Below are 24,878 nucleotides of genomic sequence, written 5' to 3'. Positions count from 1 at the left end.
CCGTCAGGTGAGCTCACTGAAGCGCTCGGTGTCGCGCACCTGACCGGAGACGATCACCATGTCGTCGGCCTCGATCACGGTGTCGGCCGTGGCATAGGTGAAGCCTTCGCCCGGCCTCTTCACAGCCACGACGGTCACCTTGTACTTGGTACGCACGGCAGTGTCTCCGAGCCGATGGCCGACGAGGAACCGAGCGGGAGTCGTCTTGACCATCGCGAACCCGTCGTCGAACTCGATGTAGTCCATCATCCGTCCGCGCACCAGATGGGCGACGCGCTTGCCCATGTCGTGCTCGGGCCGCACCACGTGGTGGACACCGATCTGGGTCAGGATCTTGGCATGCGCGTTGCTGATCGCCTTCGCCCAGACATTGCCCACGGACAGGTTGATCAGGGCAGAGGCGGTGAGAAGACTTGCCTCGAGATCGGATCCGATACCGACGACTGCGCGGTCGTATTCGTGTACCGACAATTGCCGTAGCGCTTCCTCGTCGGTGGTGTCCGCGACGGCGGCATGGGTGAGACGATCGGAGACCCGCTGCACGACGGCCTCGTCCGAATCGATGCCGAGCACCTCGGCACCCTGCGCCATCAGTTCGAGAGCCAGGGACTTGCCGAAGCGCCCGAGGCCGAGGACCACGACGACGTCGGAGGACGGCTTCTTAGCCAATGAACGGCCTCTCTGTGGGGAAGGTGTATCGCCGATCGCGTTCGCGCGCCGCCAGCGCACTCACCAGTGTGATGGAGCCGATGCGGCCCAGGTACATGAGGACGACGAGTATCAGTTGCCCCCACCCCGGCAGCTGCGCGGTGATGCCTGTCGACAGTCCCACGGTGGCGAAGGCGGACACCACCTCGAACAACAGGACGTCCAGGTCGAACGGGGTCGCGGCGAGAAGCACCACGACCGGCACCATCACCAGCGCCACGCCGACCAGGGCGACGGTCAAGGACTGACGCTGCACCCGCGAGTCGATGCGTCGGTCGAAGACCGTGACCGAGCGATCGCCGCGTACCTCGGCGATGATGACGAACAGCAGAATGGCGAAGGTGGTGACCTTGATTCCGCCCGCGGTACCGCCACTACCGCCGCCGATGAACATCAGCACGTCGGTGACGAGCAACGTCGCGTTGTCGGCGTCGGCGTAGTCGATGCTGTTGAACCCGGCGGTTCGCGGCATGATTCCCTGGAACGCGGCCACCAGCAGCTTGCCGCCGACTCCGCGCTCGGACAAAGTGTTCGACCATTCCAGTACGAGTACCAATGCGGGGCCGAGCACGAGCAGGACCGCTGTGACCGTGACCGTCAGCCGCGTGTGCAGCGTCCATCGTCGACGAGTGCGTCCCCGAACATGTCGGGCCACCTCGAAGAGGACGGGGAAGCCGATGCCGCCCAGGACCACGGCGACGAGGAGCGGCACGCAGATCCATGGATCGGTGGCGAAGCTGATCATGTTGTCGCTGAACAACGCGAAGCCGGCGTTGTTGAACGCGGACACGGAGTGGAAGATGCCGAGCCACACGGCCCGTCCGAGCGGCTCGTCGTAGCCGACGGCGAAACGGCCCGCCAGACACGCCGCGACCGCCGTCTCGATGAGAAGGCTGGTCCTCACGACACCCACCACGACGCTCCGCACGTCGCCGAGTCCGGACGTGCGGAGTTCGGCCGCCGCATTGAGACGTCCGCGAAGACCGATGCGGTCGGCAAGGACGAGACCCACCAGCGACGCCATCGTCATGATGCCGAAGCCGCCGATCTGGATGAGCGCGAGAATGACGCCTTGACCGGCGCCGGACCAGTGTGTGGGAGTGTCCACCACGATCAACCCGGTCAGACACATCGCCGACGTAGCGGTGAACAGGGCGCCCAGCAGATCCGTGCTCTTGCCGATCTGCGTCGCCGCGGGCAGCAGCAAGAGAACAGTGCCCACTGCGATGGCGGCGGCGAAACCCAACGCCACCAGTCGCAGCGGGGTCAGCACGGCCTTCGCGGCCCGACGAGGTGCCGGGCTCGAGCTCATCGTCACCGGAGGCACGTTACTGCAGCGCTGCGCGCACCCGCTGCAGACTGCAGCGGGTGCGCACCTCGCCTCTCAGCCGCCGACGCCCACGCGGACGTCGGGAGCCCCGAGCCGTGCGGCATCGGCGGTCTCGTCGTCCGGCTGCGCCTGCGATTCGCGCTCTGCCGCAACGCGCTTGCGGTAGTGCTCGATCTCGTCGGACACGTGCTGCTCGTCCCACCCGAGGATGGGTGCGACCAGTCCGGCGACCTCGGCTGCGGCAGCCTCGCCGCGGTCGGCCAACTCGATCGACACGCGGATGCGCCGCGTCAGGATGTCGTCGAGGTGCTGCGCCCCCTCGTGGCTCGCGGCGTAGACGGCCTCGGCCTTGAGGTAGTCGGGTGCGTTCTCCAGCGGCTTGCCGAGCTCCGGGTTCTGATCGATCAGGTCGAGGACCTCACCGACCAGGGTGCCGTAGCGACCGAGCAGGTGCTCCATGCGTCCGACGCGCATCCCTGCGCGGTCGGCTGCGAGCTGGCGCGCGTTCCAGGCGCCGTAGTACCCGTCGGCACCCACGAGCGGAATCTTCTCCGTGACGCACTCCGGAACCTTGCGCTCCATGTTGTGCACCGCGGAGTCGACCGCGTCCTTCGCCATGACCCGGTACGTCGTGTACTTGCCGCCGGCGATGACGGTGAGGCCACGTACGGGGCTGGAGACGGCATGCTCGCGGGACAGCGTGCTGGTGGAGTCGGATTCGCCGTACAGCAACGGACGCAGACCGGCGTAGACACCGACGACGTCCTTGTGGTCCAGCGGATCCTGGAGCAGCTTGTTGACGTGCCCGAGGATGTAGTCGATGTCGCTCTTGCTGGCCGCGGGATGAGCCAGGTCGAGCTTCCAGTCGGTGTCGGTGGTGCCGATGATCCAGTGGCTCCCCCAGGGGATCACGAACAGCAGCGACTTCTCGGTGCGGGTGATGATGCCCGTCGAACTGTTGATGCGGTTACGGGGCACCACCAGGTGCACGCCCTTGGACGCGCGAACCTGGAACTGCCCGCGACCGCCGACCATCTCCTGGATCTCGTCGGTCCACACACCGGCAGCGTTGATGACCTGCTTGGCGTGGATCTCGAACGACTCCCCCGACTCGAGGTCCGTCGCGACGACGCCGATCACGCGGTCGTCCTCACGCAGGAAGCCGGTGACGCGAGTGCTGTTGGCGCACAACGCTCCGTAGGCCGCGGCGGTGCGGGCGATCATCATGGTGTGGCGGGCGTCGTCGACCTGGCCCTCGTAGAAGCGCACGGCACCGCGGATGGCGGAGCGCTTGCCCGACGGGAAGGATTCCAGCGTCTTCTTCTTGCCCAGGTGCTTGTGGTGCGAGGGCACACCGCGGCCGGCACCCATCACGTCGTAGACGCCGATACCGAGGCCGACGTACGGCCGGTCGATCAGCTTCTCGAGCGGGTAGATGAACGGCACGGGGCGGGCGAGGTGCGGGCACAGGTCGTTGAGGACCAGCGACCGCTCCTTGAGCGCCTCGAAGACCAGCGCGAAGTTGAACTGCTCGAGGTAGCGCAGGCCACCGTGGAACAGCTTGCTGGACCTGCTGGACGTCCCGGCGGCGTAGTCACGCGCCTCGACGAGACCGACCTTCAGTCCGCGGGTGACCGCGTCGAGGGCCGCTCCGGTACCGACGACACCCCCGCCGATGACCAGAACGTCCATCTCCTCCGTGGCGAGACGTCGGAGTGCTTCCTTGCGTGCTTCGGGGCTGAGAGCTGTTGTGGTGGAATTCATTCGGCATCGACCCAATCGAGTGTTCGTGTGACGGCTTTCTTCCAACCGGCGTAGAGCTTGTCTCGCTCCGCGTCATCCATGGACGGTGTCCATGTCTTGTCCTCTGCCCAGTTCTCGCGGATCTCGTCCTCGCTCGCCCAGAAACCGACGGCCAGGCCCGCTGCGTACGCCGCGCCCAGTGCGGTGGTCTCGGCGACCACCGGCCGGACGACATCCACGTTCAGAATGTCGGACTGGAACTGCATCAGCAGCTCGTTCACCACCATACCGCCGTCGACCTTGAGCACCTCGAGGTCGACGCCCGAATCGGCGTTCATGGCCTCGATGACCTCGCGGGTCTGGTAGGCGGTGGCCTCGAGCACGGCCCGCGCCAGGTGGCCCTTGTTGACGAAACGGGTGAGTCCGACGATGGCGCCGCGGGCGTCGGAGCGCCAGTGCGGGGCGAACAGACCGGAGAACGCGGGCACGAAGTAGGCGCCGCCGTTGTCGTCGACGGAGCGAGCGTCGGTCTCGATATCTGCTGCAGTGGAGATCATTCCGAGGTTGTCACGCAGCCACTGCACGAGCGATCCGGTGACGGCGATGGAACCCTCGAGGGCGTACACCGTCGGCTGGTCGCCGATCTTGTAGCAAACCGTGGTGAGCAGTCCGTTCTTGCTCATCACCTTGTCGGTGCCTGTGTTCAACAGCACGAAGTTGCCTGTGCCATAGGTGTTCTTCGCCTCACCGGGCGACAGGCACGCCTGACCGAACGTGGCGGCCTGCTGGTCGCCCAGGATGCCGGCGATGGGAACACCGCTGAGCGAACCGCGCTCGCGGACATTGCCGTACACCTCGGAGGAGCTGCGGATCTCCGGGAGCATGGACATCGGGATGCCCATGTCCGCACAGATGCCCTCGTCCCAGGACAGGGTGTCGAGATCCATCAGCAGCGTGCGCGAGGCGTTGGTGGGGTCGGTGTAGTGCAGACCCCCGTCGGTACCGCCGGTCATGTTCCACAGGACCCAGGTGTCCATGTTGCCGAAGCACAGCTCGCCGGCGTCGGCCTTCTCCTGCGCACCCTCGACGTTGTCGAGGATCCACTTGACCTTGGGCCCCGAGAAGTACGTCGCGAGCGGCAGACCGGTCTTCGCGGTGTACTTGCTCGCGTCACCGCCGCCGAGCTTGGTGACGATGCGGTCGGTGCGGGTGTCCTGCCAGACGATGGCGTTGTAGACGGGCTTGCCGGTGGAGCGTTCCCACACCAGCGCGGTCTCGCGCTGGTTGGTGATGCCCACGGCCGCGATGTCCTTGGGTGTGAGGTCGGCTGCGGCGAGTGCGCCCGCAGAGACGCTACGGACGTTGTTCCAGATCTCGACGGCGTCGTGTTCGACCCAGCCGGCCTGAGGGAAGATCTGCTTGTGCTCGCGCTGATCGGCGGCGACGACGGTGCCCTTGTGATCGAAGATCATGCACCGAGTCGAGGTGGTGCCCTGATCGATCGCTGCGACGTAACGGGTTTCGGTCATGAGTGGTTCCCCTGGGTAGTGGAGTGGACGATCATGCGGACTTCTCGGGCAGACGGCTGGGCTCTTGCTCGTCGTCGCCGTCGGGATCGGCCGGCAGGAACCGACCCACCAGGTTGTCGTACAGCAGGACGCCGATGGGGCCGCCGATGATGGGCCCGAGGATCGGCACCCAGAAGTAGAGGCTGCCGTACTGATCTCGCCATGCCCCACCGTATCCCGTGATGAACGACGCCAGGCGGGGTCCGAAGTCACGAGCCGGGTTGATCGCGTAGCCGGCGTTGGTGCCCCATGCGAAGCCGATGGCCACGACGATGAGTCCGACGATCAACGGGGCCATGTTGGACAGCGGCGGGCTGTTGCGCGAGTCGGACACGGCGACGATGAGGAAGAGCAGGATCGCGGTACCGATGATCTGGTCGATCAGCGCGGAGCCGAGGCTGACGGGCAGCGTGCCGTTGCCGGGCAGCGTCGAGAAGATCGTCTGCGTCGCGGTGGTGTGCTCGGGATCGATCGCGTTCAGCATGTCGTTGTAGTTCCACCGCACCAGCAGCGCGGCGACGAAGGCACCGAGAGTCTGCGCGAGCGCGTACGGCGCGACCTTCGACCACGCGAAGCCCCGGAACAACGCGAACGACAGCGTCACAGCCGGATTGAGGTGCGCACCGGTGGCGCGGCCGGCGACGTAGATGCCGAACATGACGCCCAGGCCCCAGGCCCAGGCGATCGAGTCGTGGTCCCCGAGGCTCCCGGACTCACCGCCGGAGACCACCTGCGCCACGACGCCGGCACCGAACAGAATCAGAATCATCGTTCCCGCGAACTCGGCTGCCATCTCTGCGGGCAGCCCCCACTTCGCGCGTTTGTCCGTCACGCCATCTCCCTCGTGTTTGTGATCCAGGCCATAAAGAGCAACTGGAAGCCATGCTAGGTGACATGCACGTTGTCGCAAACCGCGTGCACATATGTGCAACTCGGACCGGATCGCGATACCGCGGCGGTCCCGATGTGGTTTAGCGTGGGCTCATGTCGGAGCTGCAGATCTACGGGGAACACCTGCTCCCCGACGCGACGGATCCGCGCACGATCGACGCCGTGCAGGCGGCGCGGCTCTACTACTTCCAGGACTTGACGATGGCCGCGATCGGCCGCGAGATGGGCGTCTCCCGCAGCACGGTGTCGCGGCTGATCACCTTCGCCCGCACGTCGGGACTCGTGGAGATCAAGATCAGCACCGCTCTCGGCCAGGCACCCGGGCTCGAGCGTGCCTTCGCCGATCGGTACGGCGTCCGTGCCCACGTCGTGCCTGTTCCGGAGACCGTCAGCGACGTCGATCGCCTGGACCGGGTCGCCATGTTCGCGGGCCGCCTGCTGACGACGTTCTTCGCCTCCGACATGGTCATGGGCGTCGCGTGGGGCACGACGGTGAGCGCGGTCAGTCGACACCTCGCCCCGAAGCGCACCCACAACTCGCACGTGGTTCAACTCAACGGCGCAGCCAACACGCGCACCACCGGAGTGTCCTACGCGACGGACATCGTCCGCACTGTCGCCGACGCGTACGGCGCTCTCCCCCAGGGCTTTCCGGTTCCCGCGTTCTTCGACTACCCGGAGACTCGGCAGATGCTGTGGCGCGAACGCAGCATTAAACGCGTGCTCGACCTGCAGGACCGGATGGACCTCGCCGTGTTCAGCATCGGCGTGCACGGCGGCGCTGTACCGAGCCACGTCTACAGCGCGGGTTACCTGGAGAAGTCGGATCTCGAGGAACTCGACCGGGACGGCGTCGTCGGCGACATCGCCACCGTCTTCCTCCGCTCCGACGGCAGCTACGACCGCATCGCGCTGAACGAACGTGCAAGCGGCCCACGCCTGGACCGACTCAAAGCCGTGCCGCGACGCGTGTGCATCGTCGCCGGCGAGTACAAGCTCACCGCGCTGCGAGCGGCCCTCGCGGGAAAGATCGTCACCGATCTCGTGATCGACGACCTCAGCGCGGCGACCCTGCTGCAGGCGTAGGTCAGCCCTTCTTCTTCGTTCCCGGCAGGATGCCCGCGGAGATGACTGCCTTGACGTAGGGGCGCGCGGAGGAGATGAGCTCCTCCGCGTCGTCGACACCGCGCCACGCGGCGGCTGCCATCGCATCGGTGCGGTCCTCGATGTGGCGGTCGAGTGCGACACCGTCGTCCGTCAGAGTCTCGACGCCGTCGGCTGTCGTGACGAGACCGCGCGCGGCGAGACGCTCGGCCGCCGAGTCCCACTGCTCGTCCGACCACTCGCGCGTCAGCTGGGTGATGCGACGCCCGAGCACCCGACGAGCACCGGGCTCGGGGTGCTGGGCCTCGTGGAAGACGCCGGCCTCCGTCGGATCGAGGTCTGCGTCGAGGAGAGCCGCGAGGTGGCCGTCGCCGCGCCATTCCCGCAGAACCGCGATGGCGTGCCACAACTGCAGGTGCGGGACGTCGGGCGCCGACGACTGATGCCACGCTGCGGACAGTGGGCGGCCGGCGAAGGTGAGCGTGTCGCCGATGCCGTGCAGGCGGTCGGCCAGCGACGTGAGGCCCGGGTCGGACACCGACTCACCCAGCGCACCTCCGAGGACGGTGTCCAGCGCGTCCCATCGGCGCCGAGCCACGGTGTCGAGGCCGGCGGCGATCGCCGCGGGCCAGGAGCGCTCGATCAGCGTGGTGTTGAAGCTGTAGAACGCGGCGGCGACCACCCCGGCGGCACACGGCCCCATCGGCTCGGCGCGCGAGCCCACGTACCAGGCGTGTCCGTCGAGACCGGTGTCCCGGCCCGCCGCTCCGAGTTCGGGATTGAAGTACGCCGAGATGTGGAAGGGCTCGAACGTGCGGTACGCGGCGCGGGCATGGGCGGCTGCCGTGGAGTCGGTCATGGGTCGAACCTACTGGGCGCGGTGTACCGCGGGACCCCCGAATCGACGACAGCGCTGGACACTCCCTGGTGAGAGGGCCCAGCGCTGTCCGGAATGCGGTGTCAGGACGCCGAAGCCTCGAGCGAGGTCTGCTCACCGGTGTTCTCGGCCTGCGCGATGTTGATCTTGCGCGGCGCGGCGCGCTCGGACAGCGGGATGTGCACGGAGAGAACACCGTTGTCGTACGACGCGGTGATGCGCTCGGTGTCGATGCCGTCACCCAGCGCGAGCTGGCGACGGTAGGTACCGGTGAAGCGCTCCGAGGTGAGCCACTGCCGGGAGTCGCCGCTCGGTGCCGAACGGTGGGCCGTCACCGTGAGGGTTCCACGGTCGACGTCGAGGTCGATCGAGCCCGGATCCACACCGGGGAGGTCCGCGTCGAGGACGTAATGGTCGTCGACCTTGTACAGATCCATCGGCATGAACCGCGGCGAACGGTCGGTGCCCGACCCGGCTCCCAGCAAGCTCGAGGTCACGGCGTCGAGGTCACGGAAAGGATCGAAGCGAAGCACAGCAACACACCTCCTGTATCTCGTGGACACCGAGCCCGTCATGCTCGGCTCCTCTGTGCGTGACACCGAATTTAGCACTCTCCACCCGAGAGTGCCAAGTACCCTCCAGAAAATTTTCTGGCCGAAGTTGCTCTCGCAGTGCAGGACTGGTCGAGGGTAGGTGCGGCCCGCTCACGGCGACTACGCTGAGGGAAGTGCGCGAAACGGACACCGCCGTTTCCGGAAGAAAGGCCTCCCATCCATGGCGATCGACTACACCAAAAGGCCGTCCACCCCCGCCCCGGCAGCGGGCGGTGTCAATCTGAGCAAGGTGACGCTGTCGAAGGCCGCGCCGACGGTGAATCTGGCCAAGAAAGGCGAGAGCCAGGGCGCGATGCGCGTCAACCTCAACTGGTCGCAGGGCGCGGCCGCACCCGAGCCGAAGAAGAAGGGCTTCCTCGCGAAGCTCGCCGCCGCGTCGTACGGCACCGGCGGCGTCGACCTCGACCTCGGCTGCCTGTACGAGCTGGCCGACGGGTCGAAGGGAGTCATCCAGGCACTGGGCAAGAGCTTTGGCGCGCTGGAGAGCGCACCGTTCATCCAGCTCGACGGCGACGACCGCTCCGGATCCGTCACGGGCGGCGAGAACATGCACATCAACCTCGCGCGGCCCGACGCCTTCAAGCGCATCCTCATCTTCGCGATGATCTACGACGGCGCCCCGAACTGGGCCGCGGTCGACGGCGTCGTCACGCTGTTCCCCACCAGCGGCCCGCAGGTGGAGGTACGGCTGGACTCCGACAACAACTCCGCCCGTATCTGCTCCATCGCGCTGATCCAGAACACCGGCCAGGGCATCACGGTCACGCGCGAGGTCGAGTACATCCAGGGCAGCCAGGCGGACCTGGACAAGAAGTACGGCTGGGGCATGCGCTGGGCGGCCGGGCGCAAGTAGCCGGTCAGGGCGCCGGCAGCACCTGTGTGAAGAGAACCGCCCCGGTACCGTCGCACAGGTTCACCGTCAGCGACCGCGAGTCCTCGTCGATCAGCACCTCCCCGAAGTGCTGGAAGGTATCGAGTGGTGAGGCGTTCGGCTCCGGCGGTGCGTGCACGAACACAGCCTCCGGGCCGAAGGTGGGATCGAGGTCGTTCGGCCCGAACGCACCCGCGTTGAGAGGCCCGCTGACGAACTCCCAGAATTCGCGGAACTCCTGGTAGGCGGCGCGCTCGGGTGAATACCGATGCGCCGCCGTGTAATGCACGTCGGCGGTGAGCCACACGGTGCCGGTGACGTCGTTCCGATCGATCGCGGTGAGTACCTGCGCGATGTCGGTCTCCCGACCGAGCGGGGCACCGGGGTCACCGTTGCCGACGCCCTCCTGCGCGGTCTTGCCGTCCGGCACCACGAGCCCCAGGGGGAGGTCGTTGGCGATGATCTTCCACGTGGCGGTCGAGCGCGACAGCTCGTCGATCAGCCACCGCCGCTGTGCATCTCCGAGAACCTCCCCGGTCGGGGCGGTGTTGGCACTGTTCGCGTCCTTGTAGCTCCGCATGCCCAGGACGAAGACGTCGAGCAGCGGACCGTAGGCGATCTTCCGGTACACCCGCCCGTCGACGGCCTCGGCGGGAGCGACCGGGAGCCACTCGTGAAAGGCCTGCAAAGCCCGCTGCGACAACAGGTTCACATCTTTCACGGTGTACTGCTCGAGGTCGAGAATCTCACCGGGATACCAGTTGTTGACGGTCTCGTGATCGTCCCACTGCACCACCTGCGCGACCGAGGAATTGAAGCGCCGGTAGTTGTCGTCGGTGAGGTTGTACGCGTACTGCCCGCGATACTCGTCGAGGGTCTCCGCGACCTTGGACTTGGCCTCGGACATCGTGTTCCGCCACACCCGGCCGTCGGGCAACGTGACGCTCTCCTCGAGCGGCCCGTCGGCATAGATGACGTCGCCGCTGTGCAGGAACAGGTCCGGTTCCCGATCGGCCATCGCTCCGAAGATGGTCATGCCGCCGATGTCGGGGTTGATCCCGTAACCCTGGCCCGCCGTGTCGCCGCCCCACAGGAGGCGAATGTTCGACGGCCTGTCGGGAGCCGTGGAGAACACCCCGGTGACGGGCTCCGACGTGGCGCCGTCCTCGCCTTCCAGCGTCACGCGGTAGTGCACTCGCTGTCCCGCCGGCAGACCCGTGAGGCGCAGCACGCCGGTGCCGTCGGACTGCGGTGTGAGGAGAGGCCCTCGCGTCGTCGTGACGGAGGAGAACGCGTCGGTGGCCGACGTGTCGACGATCATCGTCGCGGGCGTGTCCGACCGTGCCCAGACGAGCGCACCATCGGCACGGACGTCGCCGCTGGCGACGCCGTGGGTCAGCGACGGGCGCGCCCGCACCAGGGTGGGCCCGGTGCTGCAGGCGAGCAACGGCGTGGCCGCGGCACCGAGCGCGGCGTAGCGGAACAGGGAGCGTCGCGAGAGCTGCATGCTCCGCACCGTGCCGCACGGACTTGAACGGGGCGTGACTCTCAGGGGGACAGCCGGGTGCCCGATCGGTCGAACTCGGACCGGTGCGTTCCGTCCGCTCCCGTGACCAGGATGGACGCCGCCGAGTCCCGGTCCTGCGGGAGAAGACGCACCGTCACCGCGCTGGTGGAGTCGCTCTCGAGGGCGGTGATCACCGAAGTCACGATGTCGCGATCGACCACGCCGGTCGCGTCCGCGCCGCGGTCGTCGAGCAGGACCACGTCGACTCCCCGACTCCGCGCGGCCCGCGCCGCACTGCTCACCTCGGAGTCGGCCAGTCCCGCGGCACGCAGGGTGTCCCGCAGATGGAACTCGAGAAGACGGCAGCTCAGTCGCTCGTCGTCGGACAGCGGCTCACCCGAGGCGATCCTGGTGAGGAGAGGGCGGGCCAGCTCGTCGAGCCGGGTCAGCTGCAGGTCCCGCTCGTGCAGTGCCGCAGCGGCCGCGGCTTCCTCCGCTGCCTGTCTCGTGGACTCCTCCCGTAGCCGGAAGATGTCCGTGACGGGCGAGCGCAGCGCGAATGCGAAGAACGTGCCCATCAACACCAGCGCGCCGCTGGGCAGCACGTACAGCACGGCGTCGACCGCGCTCTGCTCGGTCAGCAGGCACCAGACGAGCGTGACGACGAAGATGCCGAGGAACCCGGCCCACGCCCACCACGTGCGCCCACGGACACAGAGGAAGGTGTAGATTCCGGCCGCCGTCCCGATCGGCCACATCTGCAGAGGGTTCCCGATCGGCACCGGAAGCGCGGCGAGGACGATCGCACACGACAGCGGGCCGGTGAGCGTGACGGCTGCCGTCGCGCCGAAGGGGATCGGATCGCCCGGGACGCGGAGGAGTGCCGCTACGGACACGGCATGCAGGACGACCGCCACCGCGACGAGCGCCGGCTCGGTGACGCCCTCGAGTGTCGAGGCGGCGGCCAGAACGACACCGGCGACGTTGAAGGCGACCACCACGAAGGCTGCACGCGTGTGCATGCCCAGCAGAGTCGTGACATCGTTCGTTCTGCTCACTGTGCCTCCCACCGCAGTTCGACGACGGTGCCCCGACCCACCGCGGTGTGGAGCGCGGCGGAGCCGCCCGGAAGCCGGTGCATGCGGTCGAGAATGCTGACCCGGACGCCCAGGCGATGTGCCGGTATCGACGACAGATCGAAGCCGGGGCCGTCGTCCGTCACCGTCACCCGGAGTCCGAGTGGGGAGAGCGCAGCCACGACCGACCGGTGGGCATCGGGGCCCGCGTGCCGCAGGCTGTTCCGCATCGCCTCGGCCATGGCGGCGCCCACGGTGCGGACGGTCTCGGCCGGCACCGTCCGTTCCGCCGCATCGGCCTCGAACCGGAAGCTCAGTGTCGCCGATGCGTCCACTGCCGCGGCCGCGGCACGAAGGTGCGCGACCACGTCCTGCACCTCGAAGTCCGAGACCGGCAGCGCGTCCCGTCGCAACGTGTCTAGCTCCGCCAACGCGACGCTCGCCTGGTCGACGAGACGCTGATCCATCGGACCGCGCGACGCGGCGAGGAGCGTGGACATGACGTTGTCGTGGATCAACCCGTCGAACCGTCGACGTTCGACCGTCCGCGCCTGCACCGCGGCAGAACTGGCGGCCTGCGCGTAGGTGGACTCGCGGGTGCGATCGAGAAGGAAGCCCGTGCGCGACGCCGTGATCGACGCGGCGACGAAGATGAGGCTGAAGCCGAAGCTGTAGACGATGTCTGCCACCAACGGACTCCGGTCACCGGCGTCACGCAGATAGTGGTTGACCAGTTGGACACCCGTGACGGCCACCGCGAGATGGAGGAACGCCCAGCGCGGCCTCATCGACACCGCAGCCCCCAGAGAGGCCAGGGCAGGGAAGAGGGAGAACCAGGCAGCCTTCCCGTCGGGCAGGGTCTCGCCCGTCCATCCGAACGGCCAGGTGAGCAACCCGAGCAGGAAGACCACGGCGCACGCCGCCGCCAGTGGCCGGAGCGCACGCTGACCCCGCCGGCCGAACGACGCGGCGCCCAACGCCAGTCCGGGTCCGAAGAACAGGACGAGCCCGACCGGAGTCCACCAGGACGCCGACACCCCCTCCAGATCGCGGATGAGCGGAATCGACACGAGCAGGTAGAAGACGTAGCCCACGCCGATGAAGCGGCCGAACATCGTGAGGATCTGATCGGCCGCGCTGCGCTCCGCCGTCGTCACGACTTCCTGCGTCGACGAGGAAACGGCAACCACCCGTCCTCCAGTGCCCGTTTGTACAGATCGGTCTTGGTCGGGGCAGGCCTGCCGGCGTCGGCGTACTTGAGCCGGATGCGGCCGAGATAGTCGTTCACCGTCTCGGGTGAGATACCCATGGTCGACGCGACCCGCGTGGCGGTCTCCCCGGCCGCGTAGAGCGTGAGCAGTCGTCGATGCTGCGGGCTCAGATCCACCGCGGCGAGCTCGGGATCCCCGTCGATGGCTGCCGCCCAGTCGATGGTGGGCACCATCTCGCCCCGGGCTGCACTCCGCACGGCGTCCACCACCGCGTCGATCGGCTGGGACTTGCGCACGACGCCGAGCACACCGGCGCGGGCGGCCGAGCGGACCAGGAACGGATCCTCGCCCGAGGTGAGGACCAGCGCTTCGAGACCGCGGGCGCGGATGGCCTCGACGTTGGACACCGGCGACGATCCGTCACGCAGTCGAAGATCGAGGATCACCAGATCGAGGTCGGTGGTCGCGTCGAACAGCTCGGCGACCGTGGGGGCGCTCGCGACGAAGTCGAGGTCGGGATGATCGGCGAGGGAGTCCCGCAACCCCCGGATGGTCAGCTCGTGATCATCGACCATTCCGATACGCGCACGTTCGACCCCCACCGGACCCCCTCAGCCACAAAGTCGTCAGAGCATAACCATCTGACCGGTCGTGTTGTGGTGCCAGGTGTCAGCGCCGGAGCTCCTCGGCGATCGCGAGAACGCCGATGCGCACCTCTTCGAAGCTGGTGCTGAGCGGGCTCAGGCCGAGCCTGATGCCGCTCGGGGCACGGAAGTCGGGGATGACACCGCGCTTCCACAGCCGCGCCGTGACCTCGCGGAAATCGGGGTGATCGAGCGTGACGTGTCCCCCGCGCTCGTCCGCGTTCTCCGGCGAGGCGATCTCCACGCCCAGTGGCACCAGGTCCGAGCGCACCAGCTCGAGCGCGTACTCGGTGAGAGCGACCGACTTCGCGCGGATCGCGTCCATGCCGACCTCGCCGATCATGGCGAGCGTGTCCTGCATCGCGATCATGCCGAGCACCGGCGGGGTGCCGCTGATGACGCGTCGCACGCCCTCGGCCGGGACGTATCCCTGCTCCATGGCGAAGGCGTCGGCACGCCCCATCCATCCCCATACGGGCTGCCGAAACTCGGGCAGATGCTCCGCGCGGACGTATGCGAACGCGGGCGAGCCGGGACCACCGTTCAGGTACTTGTAGGTGCAGCCGACGGCGAGATCGACACCCCACTCGTCGAGACGGAGCGGCACGGATCCCACCGAGTGCGACAGGTCGAGCACCACCAGGGCGCCGACGTCGTGCGCGACACGGGCCGCCGCGGACGCGTCCGCGAGAAAGCCCGAGCGGTAGGCGACATGACTGAGAAGCACGAAAGCTGTTCGCTCGGTGACGACATCGGCGATGTCCGCAGTCCGTACGCCCGACCGGCGGTCCGAGTCGATCCACACCAGCGTCAGGCCGAGCTCGGACGCGATGGACTCGAGGACGTAGCGATCGGTCGGAAAGTTGTCGCGATCGAGCACGATCTCGGTCCGGCACGGCCTCAGCGCCGCCGCCCCGCGCGCGATCTTGTAGAGCAGGACGGTGGTGGAGTCACCGATGACGGTCTGCCCGGGTGCTGCACCCAGGGCCACTCGACCGAGCGTGTCGCCCAACGTGATGGGCAGCTCGAACCATTCCTCGTCCCACCCGCGGATCAGCCGGCCACCCCAGGCCTGCGTCATGAACGTCGAGACACGCTCGATGCTCGCCGTCGTGGGCCGACCGAGCGAATTGCCGTCGAGATAGGACACGACGGGATCGGCGTCGTCGGTGTGGAAGCGAGAGCGGTACTCGCGCAGCGGGTCCCGTGCGTCGAGGTCTGCTGCGGTCATGGCTGTCCGATCTCGGTGCGGGCGGCGAACAACTCGGGGAAGAACGTCAACTCGAGGGCGCGCTGGAGGAAGCCGACACCACTGGAGCCACCGGTGCCGCTCTTGTGCCCGATCGTACGGAGCACTGTGCGCATGTGTCGGAACCGCCAGAGCTGAAAGTTCTCCTCCAGGTCGACGAATTCCTCGAACGCCTCGTACGCGGCCCAGTTCTCGGTCGGGTTCTCGTAGACGTGCGTGATCAGTGGCATCAGATCGTCGTTGCGCGCGTACGGCGCGGTGACGTCGCGCCGCAGCGCACTCTCCGGAACGTCGAGTCCTGCGCGGGCCAGGCACCGCCACAGGGCGTCGTACACACTCGGCTCGCCGTGCACCCGCGTCAGCAGTTCGGTTGCCACCGAGTCGGATTCGAACACCGTCAGCATCGCCGCGTTCTTGTTGCCCAGCACGAACTCCACCGCGCGGTACTGCGCGGACTGGAACCCCGACGAATTCCCCAGGAACCCGCGGAACTGCGCGTACTCGGTGGGCGTGAGTGTCGCGAGCACCGACCACTGCTCGGTCAGCGTCTTCTGGATGTGTTTGACCCGAGCGACACACTTCAGCGCGAACCCGAGGTCGTCTGCGTCGAACGCGTCGCGTGCGGCGAGCAGTTCGTGCAGCACGAGCTTGAACCACAGCTCGGTGGTCTGGTGCTGGATGATGAACAGCAACTCGTCGTGATGCTCCGGGACACTCACCGGCTTCTGCGCGCTGAGCAGAGTGTCGAGATCGAGGTACGCCCCGTAACTCATCCGCTCGCGGAAATCGGTGACGATGTCCTTCTCGATGGCGCGCTCGTCCATTGCTCCTCTTCCGTCGATTCCCCCGAGCCTAGGACGTAGATTCGAGGGATGAGCGAGTCCTCGGAACGAATCGACGTCGTCCTGCATCCGGACACGGTTCGAGACCTCGGCACGGTGACCGACCTGGTGCAGTCCGCGCTCGCTGCGCGCGGCGCCACCGGGGAAGTGCACGTGTCCGACGATCCGTCGGTCGCATCGGGCGACGTCATCGTGGTCCCGGCCGCGGGCGGACGCGTCGGCACGCAGGCGAGCGACCGGTGTGTGGTGCGTGTCGACTACGGCTACGTGGCCGCGGACCTCTCGGCGGGCCTGCACGCCCACATTCGCGGACGGGGACTCGGCGGGCTGCGCTACGCCGTCGACAGGATTCACCATCACCGACTGCACCCGGCGACCGTCGAGTCGTATGGGGCGCACCCCGAACAGTTCGCCGAGGTGCGAGGCACCGGCGGACCCGTCGTCGCCCTGATCCACGGCGGCTATTGGCGGGCACCGTGGCGACTCGACTCGCTCGACGCCGCGGCCATCGATCTGGCCGACCGCGGCTACGTCACGTGGAACGTCGAGTACCGCAGCCCCGACGAGCACGGGTGGGAGACGACGACGGCGGATGTCGCCGCGGCCCTGAAGCACGCTGGTGCGCAGGCCGTCCTCGGCCATTCGGCAGGAGGACAGCTCGCGATGCGCTGGGCCGCGGATGCCCGTCCCGCACTGGCCGTGAGTCTCGCCGGAGTCCTCGACCTGAAGATCGCCGACGACCGCGGCCTGGGTGACGGCGCGGTGCGTGCCGCCCTGGGCTCGCGGTACACGGATGCTCACGCGGAGTCGTCCCCCCGAGCGCGACTGCCACTCGGGGTTCCGCAGATCGTCGTGGTCGCGGCATCGGACGATCCGAATCTGAACGACATCGGCCGCGAGTACGCGGACGCTGCGCGCCGCGCGGGTGACGACATCGATCTCGTGGAGGGGCCGGGCGGGCACTTCGACGTCGTCGATCCACGGTCGGAGATCTGGCCTGCCATCGTGGAGCGGATCGAGGGACGTCTCCCCCGCTGATCGTCACTCGTGCGCGGTGTACTCCGCGTCGGTGACGGGGTCCATCCACACGACGACGTCGTGCTCGTCGTCGCCCTCGTTGATGGCGAGATGCACCATCAGACGATCCGGTGCGGCGCCGTGCCAGTGCACCTCGTCGGCCTCGAACAGCACGCGGTCGCCGGGACGGATGACCTCGACCGGCCCACCCTGCCGCTGGCACAGACCGACGCCCTCGGTGACGAACACCGTCTGGCTCAGCGAGTGGCGGTGCCAGTGCGTACGCGCCCCCGGCATGAAGTGGACCAGGTTGGCGGAGACCCGCGACGGGGTCGGAGCTGCGGCAACGGCGTCGATGTAGACGTCGCCGGTGAACCAGTCGGCCGGACCCTTGGTGGTCGCGATCGAGCTTCGGGTGATCTGCATGCGCGGTTCCTCTCGTCGGTGGTGCTGGTGTCCAGCATTCGCGGTGCCGGTCCACGGGGGAAGTCCCTGCCGAGGTGCGCCCCGACAGGGCACCTCGGTCGTCTAGGTGAACAGGGCGTCCACGATCGCAGCCTTGTCGGCAGCGCTCTGCGGGTGCGTCAGCATGCCCTCGACCGCGAACACCACGACCTTGGTCCGCGCGGCGATCCGCTCCTCGGCGACGCCGACGTGGCGCAGTTCCTCCGCGACCAGCGTATCGGCCATGGCATGAAACCCATTGTGCCACTCGCTGATCGGTGCGGACACCGCAGCGCGGGCATGCACGGTGTCCACCAACCGGTGATAGCGCTCGAGTTCGGTCACCACCCATGTCAGCCGTTCCTGCGGTGACGTCACCTCCAGCTCCGCGAAGCGCGTCAACGCCGTCGCCGTGATCTCGGTGAGGGCGGCGACGAGCAGTTCGTCCTTGTCGGAGAAGTACCAGTAGATGGTGTTGGGCGTGACGCCGGCGCTCTGCGCTATCCGGCTCAGCGGGGTGCCGTCGAATCCGGCCTCGACGAACAGGGTCGTCGCGGCGTCGATGATCTCGGCCCGTTTCTCTTCCCGATCCTGCGGACGTCTGTTCCGAGGCATGCGGTCACCCTATCTTGATGCTCGATCAAGACGCTGCTACGTTCTCTTGAACGTCAATCAAGAGGAGCCCGCATGCCTGACACCGTTCGTGACGACCTGTGGTTCGACTCCGGTTCCGATCGCTGCGCGATCTCGGTCCTTCGACCTGCCGGGCTCGACGGTTCCGCGCCGATCATCGTCATGGCCCACGGCTTCGGATCGGTGCGCGCGTTGCGCCTCCCCGCATACGCTGACCAGTTCGTTCAGGCGGGCTACGTCGTCGCGCTGTTCGACTACCGGCACTTCGGCGATAGCGAAGGAACCCCACGGCAGCTCCTGGACGTGCGCAGGCAGCTCGAAGACTGGCGCAACGCGCTGGCCTTCGCCCGGCGACTCGACGGCGTCGACCCCGACCGCGTCGTCGCATGGGGCACCTCGTTCGGCGGGGGCCATGTCCTCACCCTGGCGGGCACGGGCGAACGACTGGCCGCGATCATCGCGCAGGTCCCGCACGTGGACGGCATCGCCGCCGTGCGCTCCGCCGGCCTGCGCCAGACCCTGCGTCTCGCACCGGCAGCCCTCTCGGACCAGATCCGGGCTCTGCTCGGTCGCGAGCCCCGCTACATCGACTCGATCGGCGAACCGGGTGCCGTCGCCGCCATGGTGTCGCCCGATGCCGCGGTGGGACGTGACCGCCTTCTCGAGGCGTCGGGACTGCAGACCGGTGACTACCCCGAGACGGTCGCCGCCCGCATCCTGCTCCACATCGGCCTGTACTCACCGGGGAAGACCGCCGCGAACATTCAGTGCCCCGCCCTCGTCCAGATCGCCACCGAGGACGCCATCACTCCCACGGACGTCGCGCTGCGCACCGCACGAAAGATCCCGCGCGCCACCGTGGTGACCTACGAGGGTGGTCACTTCGACCCGTACGTCGAGCCGCTCTTCCCCCGGATCAGCGCCGACCAGCTGGCGTTTCTTCGCGACGTCGTGCCGGTCGCCAGGTGAGCAGAAGCGCCAGCGCCAGAAGCAGTTCGGCGATGTCGCCGCCGTAGTACATCAGCTCACCGGCGCCCTGGCGCTGATCGGCGGGAACCGGGATCTGGACGAGGAGTCCCGCGTAGATGAGTTGCGACAGGACGGCATGGCCGAGAATCGCTGCCCCGAGTATCCAGAGTCGGGTGGGTACCGAAGGCCGATGCGGTGCTGGGTCGAGGCCGGCGATGACCCACGCGAACAGACACCCCGCGAGGAAGAAGTGCAGGTGCACCAGGAGGTGCAGCGTCGCGCTGTGTGTCGTCGCCTCGTACAGCGGGGTGAAGTACAGCAGCGCGAGACCGCCGAGATTCAGGGCCAGCGCGACGATCGGGTTCGCTATCACGTGCACCGGCCGCGAGCGCAGGACATGGCCGATGGCACGGCCGTTCGGCGGCGACACCGAGCGCAGCACCAACGTCATCGGGGCACCGAGTACCAGCGCCAATGGCGCGTACATGCCGAGAAGCAGGTGCTGGTGCATGTGGCCGCGGAAGTCGCCGTCCGGGTAGGGCAACAGTGCGGGGACCACGGCGAGCACGAGGAGCCCGATGCCGACGAGGAAGCTCACCGTGCGCCACGGGTTCCATCCCCGCGGCTCACGCCTGCAGCGCTCCGCCGCAACGACATACGCAGCTGCCACCACGACGAGGATCACGACCGGTCCGAGACCACCGCTGCCGTGATGGGTGTCGTGCGCGAGCATCATCGCGATCGACGTGCGCCGCGCTCTATGAGCCAGCCGCCGGCGATCAGGAGGACACCGAGGGCGAGGAAGCCGAGGTCCCACCACAGTTGGTTCGGACCGCTGCGAACGTGGTGGATGCCGAGGACGTGGTGGTCGACGATGCCCTCGACCAGGTTGAACAGGCCCCACCCGACCAGGACCCACCCCCACAGCACGCGGGACGCCCATACCCGCCCGCGCGACCCGGTGACGCGCGAGTACAGCAACCCGAGTCCGAGCAGCACGGCGAGCCAGGTGACGGTGTGGAAGATGCCGTCCCAGAGCGTGTTGATCTGGAGGCCGTGCACGGTGTCGACAGGGTAGGGCTGCAGCCCGATGTTGTCCTGACCCGTACTGCTCAGCAGGTGGTGCCACTGAAGGATCTGGTGCAGCAGGATGCCGTCCACGAAACCGCCCAGCCCGACACCGAGGACGATGCCGGGCAGGGTGATGCCGCGATCGGGTGCGACGCGTCGCGGACGTTTCGAGGTGACCATGCGCAGGGCGGTACCCGGCGGCAGGGCCTCGAAACGACGCGGCTACTTGCGGCTGGGCGGCTGCAGGAACTTCATGGCGCCGCGCAGGACCGGCTCGGGAACCTTGTCCTTCGCCGCCATCGCCTTGTCCATCACCTTGGTGCGCGTCTCGGTTCCGCGGCCGAACGCCTTGTTGAGCGCCGACCCTTCGGCATCCATCTGTACGTGCAGCGGCGGCGCACCGTCCTGCTGCGCGATCGCGTTGCTGATGACGACGCGTTGAATCTCGCTGGTGCCCTCGAAGATGGTGTAGAGCTTCGCGTCTCGATACCACTTCTCGACGGGGTGATCGGTGATGTAACCCCACCCGCCCATCGTCTGGATCGCCCGCTCGGTGGACGCCACCGCGACTTCCGTGGCGGCAAGCTTGGCCATCGAGCCCTCGCCACGCTCGAAAGCGACACCCGTGGCCGCCATCCAGCTCGCGCGCCACGTCAGCAGTCGTGCAGCGTCGATACGCATCGCGAGATCCGCCAGCGGGAAGGCGATGCCCTGGTTGTCGATGATCGGCGACCCGAACGCCTCACGCTCGTTGGCGTACTTCGTCGCGTACTCCAAGGAGGCACGGGCGATTCCGAGGGCCTGAGCGGCCACCATCGGTCGCGTCTGCTCGAGCGCTCCGAGAGTGGCGGAGCGACCTCTGATCCCGGTCTTCTCCGCTTCACGGGCCTTGGCAAGCTTGTGCTCGAGCTTGTCGAGACCGCCCAGGAGGTTCGCACCGGGAATGCGGACACTGTCGAACTTCAGCTCCGCGGTGTGAGAAGCGCGGCACCCCAGCTTGTCGAGCTTGCGCACGAGTTCCAGACCGGGGGTTCCGCCGGGGACGATGAAGAGCGCCTGGCCCTTGTGACCGAGTTCCGGGTCCACATTGGCGTTGACCACATGCACGTCCGCGATGCCACCGTTGCCGATCCACATCTTGTGGCCGTCGATGATCCAGTCGTCGCCGTCCTGCCGCGCGGTGGTCCGCAGGTTGCGAACGTCGCTGCCGCCCTCGGGCTCGGAGATGGCGAGCGCTGCCAACTTCAGATCGTCCGGGGTGCCGAAGCACTGCGGTGCCCATTCGAGCATCTGCTCGGGCGTCGCCGCCTGACCGATGGCCGACAGCGCGAGCGCCGGCATCACCACCGCGAGACCGATTCCCGCACAACCCCAGAACAGTTCCTCCATGAACACCGGCAGCGAGAGCCCGGTCGGGTCACCGATGAGGTCGCGGTAGAACAACGGCGAGTAGAAGCCCGCCCGCGTCGCCTCCTGCAGCACCGGCCACGGGAACTCCTGTTCCTTGTCGTAGTGCTGCGCGACGGGTCGCACCACGTTCGCGGCGAAGTCGTGAGCACGACCGACCAACTCGTGTTGGGCCGGTGTGAGCGTCAGATCGAAAGCCATGATGTCCCCCCAGGACGGTTGTTTCGGCAGGGCATACCCCACCTCGACGAGTGTTACACGTCACTCCGTCTCATCAGGCAACGCGCTCGCCAACACTTGCGCGAGGTGCTCACCGCGGCGATCCGTGAGATCGGACAGCTGGGTACGGCAGGAGTAGCCGTCGGCCAGAATCGACGCGGTGTCCGCCGCCGACTGCACCGCCGGCAGAAGTTGCTGACCGGCGATGGTGACCGAGACGTCGTAATGCCCCTTCTCGACGCCGAAATTCCCGGCGAGCCCGCAGCAACCACCCAGGCGCTGCACATCGGCGCCCGCTCTCTCGAGCAGAGCCGCGTCTGCGCCCCAGCCCATCACGGCGTGGTGGTGACAGTGCGGCTGCGCCACCACCTCTCGGCCGTTCAGGGACGGCGGTTCCCACCCGCGCTCGGTGAGCAGTTCGGCCAGCGTGCGGGTGGCCTCGGCGACCGGCGCGGCGCGCTCATTGCCGAGCAGTTCGGTTGCGTCGCTTCGTAGTACACCGGTGCACGACGGTTCGATACCCACGATGGGAACACCGCCGTCCGACGCCTCGGTCAAGGCGTCCACGGTGTGTCCCAGGATGCGCTTCGCGGCGTCCAGTTGACCGGTCGAGATCCACGTGAGACCGCAACACTGCTGCTTCTCGGTCAGCCTGGGCCGGTAGCCCGCCGCCTCGAGCACACGCACCGTCGCCCGGCCCACCTCGGGCGTGAAGTGATTGGTGAAGGAGTCGACGAAGAGCACGACGGGATCACCGGTCGTGGGCCGGTGCGATTCGTGGAACCACTGCCGGAACGTCGTCGGGGCGAATTCGGGTATCGAGCGACGCGGATCGATGCCCGCCGCCCGCAGTGCCAGCGGACCCACACCCGGAAGCCGTGCCGCGGCGTTGACGGCGCGCGGCGCCCGAGCGGCGACAGCAGCCCAGCGCGGGAGCCACCCGAGCGAGTAGTGCGCCACAGGGCGTAGCCGACGTCGGTAGCTCTGGTGCAGCACCTCCGCCTTGTACGACGCCATGTCGACACCGGTCGGACAGTCCGAGGCACATCCCTTGCAGGACAGGCACAGATCCAGGGCATCGTGCACCTCGGGCGAGCGCCACCCGCCGGTGACGTCGGTGCCGTTGATCATCTCCTGCAGTACCCGGGCGCGACCGCGGGTGGAGTCCTTCTCCTCCCGAGTCGCCAGGTACGACGGGCACATCACCCCGCTGGTGCCGGTGGTGTCCGCGCGACACTTACCGACGCCCGTGCACCGGTGCACGGCCTGACTGAAGTCGCCGCCGTCCTCGGCGTAGGCCATCGCGAGCAGCGTCCGAGGCTTCGCGGCCGGGACGCGGAGATCCGCATCGAGCGGTCGAGGATCCACGAGCACACCGGGATTGAGGATGCCGTCGGGATCGAACGCATGCTTGACGGCACCGAACAACGCGAGTGCGTCCGCCGAGTACATCAGCGGCAAGAGCTCACTGCGCGCACGGCCGTCGCCGTGCTCACCGGACAACGACCCGCCGTACCGCGCCACCAGCGTGGCGGCGTCGACGAGGAACCGGCGGAACACCCCTGTCCCACCGGGCTTGTCGAGCGGCAGGTCGATGCGCACGTGCAGGCACCCGTCACCGAAGTGCCCGTACGGCAGCCCGGTCACCCCGTACTGCGTCATGAGGTCGTCGAAGTCGCGCAGGTATCGGCCGAGCGATGCCGGCGGTACCGCCGCGTCCTCCCACCCGGCGTGTGCCGGCAACCCCGCGGGACTGCGCCCCGCGAGTCCGGCTCCGTCTGCTCGGATCTGCCACAGCCGAGCGGCGCGTTCCGCGTCGGTGACCACCAGGGAGTCGACCGCTCCGCAGCCGCGTGCGACCGCGTCGGCTCGGTCCGTGGCCTGCTCGCGGGTATCGCCGACGACCTCGACGAACAACCACGCGGCGCCGCCGGGAAGCGGCGGAACCGCATGGGGTCCGCGGCGTTCGCGGACGACGTCGACGATGCGCGAATCGATGCCCTCGCATGCGGTGGGCGTGAACGTCAGGACGGTGGGCGCGGCGTCACCGGCGGTGGCGATGTCCGGGTACCCGAGAACGACGAGGATGCGGAACGCAGGCTCCGTCACCAGGTCGACGGTGGCGCGCGTGGTGACCGCGAGCGTGCCCTCGCTGCCCACCAGCATCCGGCAGACGTCGAAACGGTTCTCCGGCAACAGGTTCTCCAACGCGTAGCCGGAGACCTGGCGGCCGAACATGCCGAATTCCGTTCGGACGGTTCCGAGTCCGCCGGCGACGATCTGCCGCAGCGCATCGAGAGTCGGAGACGTGGTGTCCCTCGGCAGGTGCAGCTGCTCCCCGCTGCCCGTCACCACGTCGAGCGCGGAGATGTTGTCGGAGGTCCGGCCGTAGCCGAGAGTGCGCGAGCCGCACGCGTTGTTCCCGATCATGCCGCCGACGGTGCAGCGCGTGAAGGTGGACGGGTCAGGACCGAACCGGAGCCCGTGCTGCGCCGCCGCCTTCTGCACCACCGACTGCACAGCGCCGGGTTCGACAGTCGCGGTGCGCGCCTCGGGGTCGACGTGTAGCACCCGGTTCAGGTGCCGACTGACGTCGAGCACCACCCCGGTACCCACCGCGTTGCCGGCCACGGACGTGCCGCCGCCGCGCATGGTCAGCGGAACCCCGGTCTCGCGGCACATCGCGACGGCCGCCGCGATGTCCTCGGTGCGACGGGGCCGCGCGACGACGAGCGGGTGCACGCGGTAGAGCGACGCGTCGGACGAATAGGCGGCGCGGGTCGTGCCGTCGGTGAGCACGTCGTCGAGGCCCGCGCGGCGCAGTGCGCGGGCGCAGTCCTCGGCGGAGATCACCGTGTCGACGCTACCGGGCCGGGTGGGCGG

The 24,878-nt window shown here is 68.0% G+C and carries 23 protein-coding genes; 4 read left to right on the top strand and 19 right to left on the bottom strand.

The features are described 5' to 3' along the window. Window positions 1-3 precede the first annotated feature (3 nt). From HQ312_RS14510 to HQ312_RS14490, 5 genes are all read right to left on the bottom strand, one after another. Window positions 4-669 (bottom strand): TrkA family potassium uptake protein, encoded by a 666-nt coding sequence (locus tag HQ312_RS14510; protein WP_222639015.1) that lies wholly within the window; start codon window positions 667-669, stop codon window positions 4-6. Continuing rightward, complete coding sequence (locus tag HQ312_RS14505; RefSeq protein WP_222639185.1) at window positions 662-2,020, bottom strand: TrkH family potassium uptake protein; 1,359 nt, start codon at window positions 2,018-2,020, stop codon at window positions 662-664. Before HQ312_RS14505 ends, HQ312_RS14510 begins: the two co-directional genes overlap by 8 nt. A gap of 72 nt (window positions 2,021-2,092) precedes the next feature. Then, entirely contained in the window at window positions 2,093-3,802 is a 1,710-nt protein-coding gene (locus HQ312_RS14500; protein WP_027504787.1) for a glycerol-3-phosphate dehydrogenase/oxidase, read from the bottom strand. Continuing rightward, window positions 3,799-5,310, bottom strand: a complete 1,512-nt coding sequence (glpK, locus tag HQ312_RS14495) for a glycerol kinase GlpK (protein WP_222639014.1) — start codon at window positions 5,308-5,310, stop codon at window positions 3,799-3,801. Before glpK ends, HQ312_RS14500 begins: the two co-directional genes overlap by 4 nt. A gap of 31 nt (window positions 5,311-5,341) precedes the next feature. After that, window positions 5,342-6,142 (bottom strand): MIP/aquaporin family protein, encoded by an 801-nt coding sequence (locus tag HQ312_RS14490; protein ID WP_051613174.1) that lies wholly within the window; start codon window positions 6,140-6,142, stop codon window positions 5,342-5,344. Window positions 6,143-6,333: 191 nt separating this feature from the next. Between HQ312_RS14490 and HQ312_RS14485 the strand changes: the two genes are divergently transcribed. Further along, a complete protein-coding gene (locus tag HQ312_RS14485) occupies window positions 6,334-7,326 on the top strand; it encodes a sugar-binding transcriptional regulator (RefSeq protein WP_051613126.1) in 993 nt (330 codons plus the stop codon). A gap of 1 nt (window position 7,327) precedes the next feature. Here the strand turns inward: HQ312_RS14485 and HQ312_RS14480 are convergent, their stop codons facing one another. Further along, window positions 7,328-8,203, bottom strand: a complete 876-nt coding sequence (locus tag HQ312_RS14480) for a hypothetical protein (protein WP_222639013.1) — start codon at window positions 8,201-8,203, stop codon at window positions 7,328-7,330. 101 nt (window positions 8,204-8,304) lie between these two features. Continuing rightward, a complete protein-coding gene (locus HQ312_RS14475) occupies window positions 8,305-8,754 on the bottom strand; it encodes an Hsp20/alpha crystallin family protein (protein ID WP_027504782.1) in 450 nt (149 codons plus the stop codon). Window positions 8,755-8,995: 241 nt separating this feature from the next. On the opposite strand from HQ312_RS14475, the gene HQ312_RS14470 reads away from it, so the two are divergent. Beyond that, window positions 8,996-9,688 (top strand): Tellurium resistance, encoded by a 693-nt coding sequence (locus HQ312_RS14470; protein WP_056442948.1) that lies wholly within the window; start codon window positions 8,996-8,998, stop codon window positions 9,686-9,688. A gap of 4 nt (window positions 9,689-9,692) precedes the next feature. On the opposite strand, the gene HQ312_RS14465 is transcribed toward HQ312_RS14470, so the two are convergent. The 6 genes from HQ312_RS14465 to HQ312_RS14440 all read right to left on the bottom strand — a co-directional run bounded on the left by HQ312_RS14465 (window position 9,693) and on the right by HQ312_RS14440 (window position 16,217). Then, on the bottom strand, window positions 9,693-11,213 hold the full coding sequence (locus HQ312_RS14465) for an alkaline phosphatase (RefSeq protein ID WP_222639012.1): 1,521 nt from the start codon (window positions 11,211-11,213) through the stop codon (window positions 9,693-9,695). Between the two features lie 41 nt (window positions 11,214-11,254). Then, window positions 11,255-12,271, bottom strand: a complete 1,017-nt coding sequence (locus HQ312_RS14460) for a hypothetical protein (protein WP_222639011.1) — start codon at window positions 12,269-12,271, stop codon at window positions 11,255-11,257. After that, window positions 12,268-13,446 carry an ATP-binding protein gene (locus HQ312_RS22225; protein WP_222639010.1) on the bottom strand — a complete coding sequence of 393 codons (1,179 nt, stop codon included), beginning with the start codon at window positions 13,444-13,446 and terminating at the stop codon, window positions 12,268-12,270. The genes HQ312_RS14460 and HQ312_RS22225 overlap by 4 nt, the downstream gene beginning before the upstream one ends. Next, window positions 13,443-14,075 carry a response regulator transcription factor gene (locus tag HQ312_RS14450; protein ID WP_222639009.1) on the bottom strand — a complete coding sequence of 211 codons (633 nt, stop codon included), beginning with the start codon at window positions 14,073-14,075 and terminating at the stop codon, window positions 13,443-13,445. Before HQ312_RS14450 ends, HQ312_RS22225 begins: the two co-directional genes overlap by 4 nt. A gap of 94 nt (window positions 14,076-14,169) precedes the next feature. Further along, a complete protein-coding gene (gene kynU / locus HQ312_RS14445; RefSeq protein ID WP_222639008.1) occupies window positions 14,170-15,375 on the bottom strand; it encodes a kynureninase in 1,206 nt (401 codons plus the stop codon). Next, window positions 15,372-16,217: a tryptophan 2,3-dioxygenase gene (locus HQ312_RS14440; RefSeq protein WP_222639007.1), complete on the bottom strand. Its 846-nt coding sequence runs from the start codon at window positions 16,215-16,217 to the stop codon at window positions 15,372-15,374. The genes kynU and HQ312_RS14440 overlap by 4 nt, the downstream gene beginning before the upstream one ends. A 48-nt stretch (window positions 16,218-16,265) precedes the next feature. Between HQ312_RS14440 and HQ312_RS14435 the strand changes: the two genes are divergently transcribed. Further along, window positions 16,266-17,273 (top strand): alpha/beta hydrolase, encoded by a 1,008-nt coding sequence (locus HQ312_RS14435; RefSeq protein WP_222639006.1) that lies wholly within the window; start codon window positions 16,266-16,268, stop codon window positions 17,271-17,273. Window positions 17,274-17,276: 3 nt separating this feature from the next. Here HQ312_RS14435 and HQ312_RS14430 read toward each other — a convergent pair whose 3' ends face one another. Beyond that, window positions 17,277-17,678, bottom strand: coding sequence for a cupin domain-containing protein (locus HQ312_RS14430; protein WP_222630602.1), 402 nt, complete (start codon window positions 17,676-17,678; stop codon window positions 17,277-17,279). 102 nt (window positions 17,679-17,780) lie between these two features. Beyond that, complete coding sequence (locus tag HQ312_RS14425) at window positions 17,781-18,311, bottom strand: TetR/AcrR family transcriptional regulator (RefSeq protein ID WP_222639005.1); 531 nt, start codon at window positions 18,309-18,311, stop codon at window positions 17,781-17,783. A gap of 72 nt (window positions 18,312-18,383) precedes the next feature. On the opposite strand from HQ312_RS14425, the gene HQ312_RS14420 reads away from it, so the two are divergent. After that, the gene (locus tag HQ312_RS14420) at window positions 18,384-19,298 is read left to right on the top strand and encodes an alpha/beta hydrolase (RefSeq protein WP_222639004.1); all 915 of its coding nucleotides are present in this window, start codon (window positions 18,384-18,386) and stop codon (window positions 19,296-19,298) included. On the opposite strand, the gene HQ312_RS14415 is transcribed toward HQ312_RS14420, so the two are convergent. From HQ312_RS14415 to HQ312_RS14400, 4 genes are read right to left on the bottom strand one after another with little or no spacing between them, the layout of a single operon-like run. After that, window positions 19,246-20,034 (bottom strand): cytochrome c oxidase assembly protein, encoded by a 789-nt coding sequence (locus HQ312_RS14415; RefSeq protein ID WP_222639003.1) that lies wholly within the window; start codon window positions 20,032-20,034, stop codon window positions 19,246-19,248. The genes HQ312_RS14420 and HQ312_RS14415 overlap by 53 nt on opposite strands. Then, entirely contained in the window at window positions 20,031-20,549 is a 519-nt protein-coding gene (locus tag HQ312_RS14410) for a DUF2243 domain-containing protein (RefSeq protein ID WP_222639002.1), read from the bottom strand. The genes HQ312_RS14415 and HQ312_RS14410 overlap by 4 nt, the downstream gene beginning before the upstream one ends. 42 nt (window positions 20,550-20,591) lie before the next feature. Then, entirely contained in the window at window positions 20,592-21,977 is a 1,386-nt protein-coding gene (locus HQ312_RS14405; protein WP_222639001.1) for an acyl-CoA dehydrogenase family protein, read from the bottom strand. A 60-nt stretch (window positions 21,978-22,037) separates the two neighbouring features. Further along, window positions 22,038-24,848: an FAD-binding and (Fe-S)-binding domain-containing protein gene (locus tag HQ312_RS14400; RefSeq protein WP_222639184.1), complete on the bottom strand. Its 2,811-nt coding sequence runs from the start codon at window positions 24,846-24,848 to the stop codon at window positions 22,038-22,040. Between the last annotated feature and the right edge of the window lie 30 nt (window positions 24,849-24,878).

It is taken from the genome of Rhodococcus sp. BP-316, from assembly GCF_019836105.1.
Taxonomy (GTDB): domain Bacteria; phylum Actinomycetota; class Actinomycetes; order Mycobacteriales; family Mycobacteriaceae; genus Rhodococcoides.
Note: the sequence above shows the minus strand (reverse complement) of the source record. Positions and strands in the feature narration are given on the sequence as shown.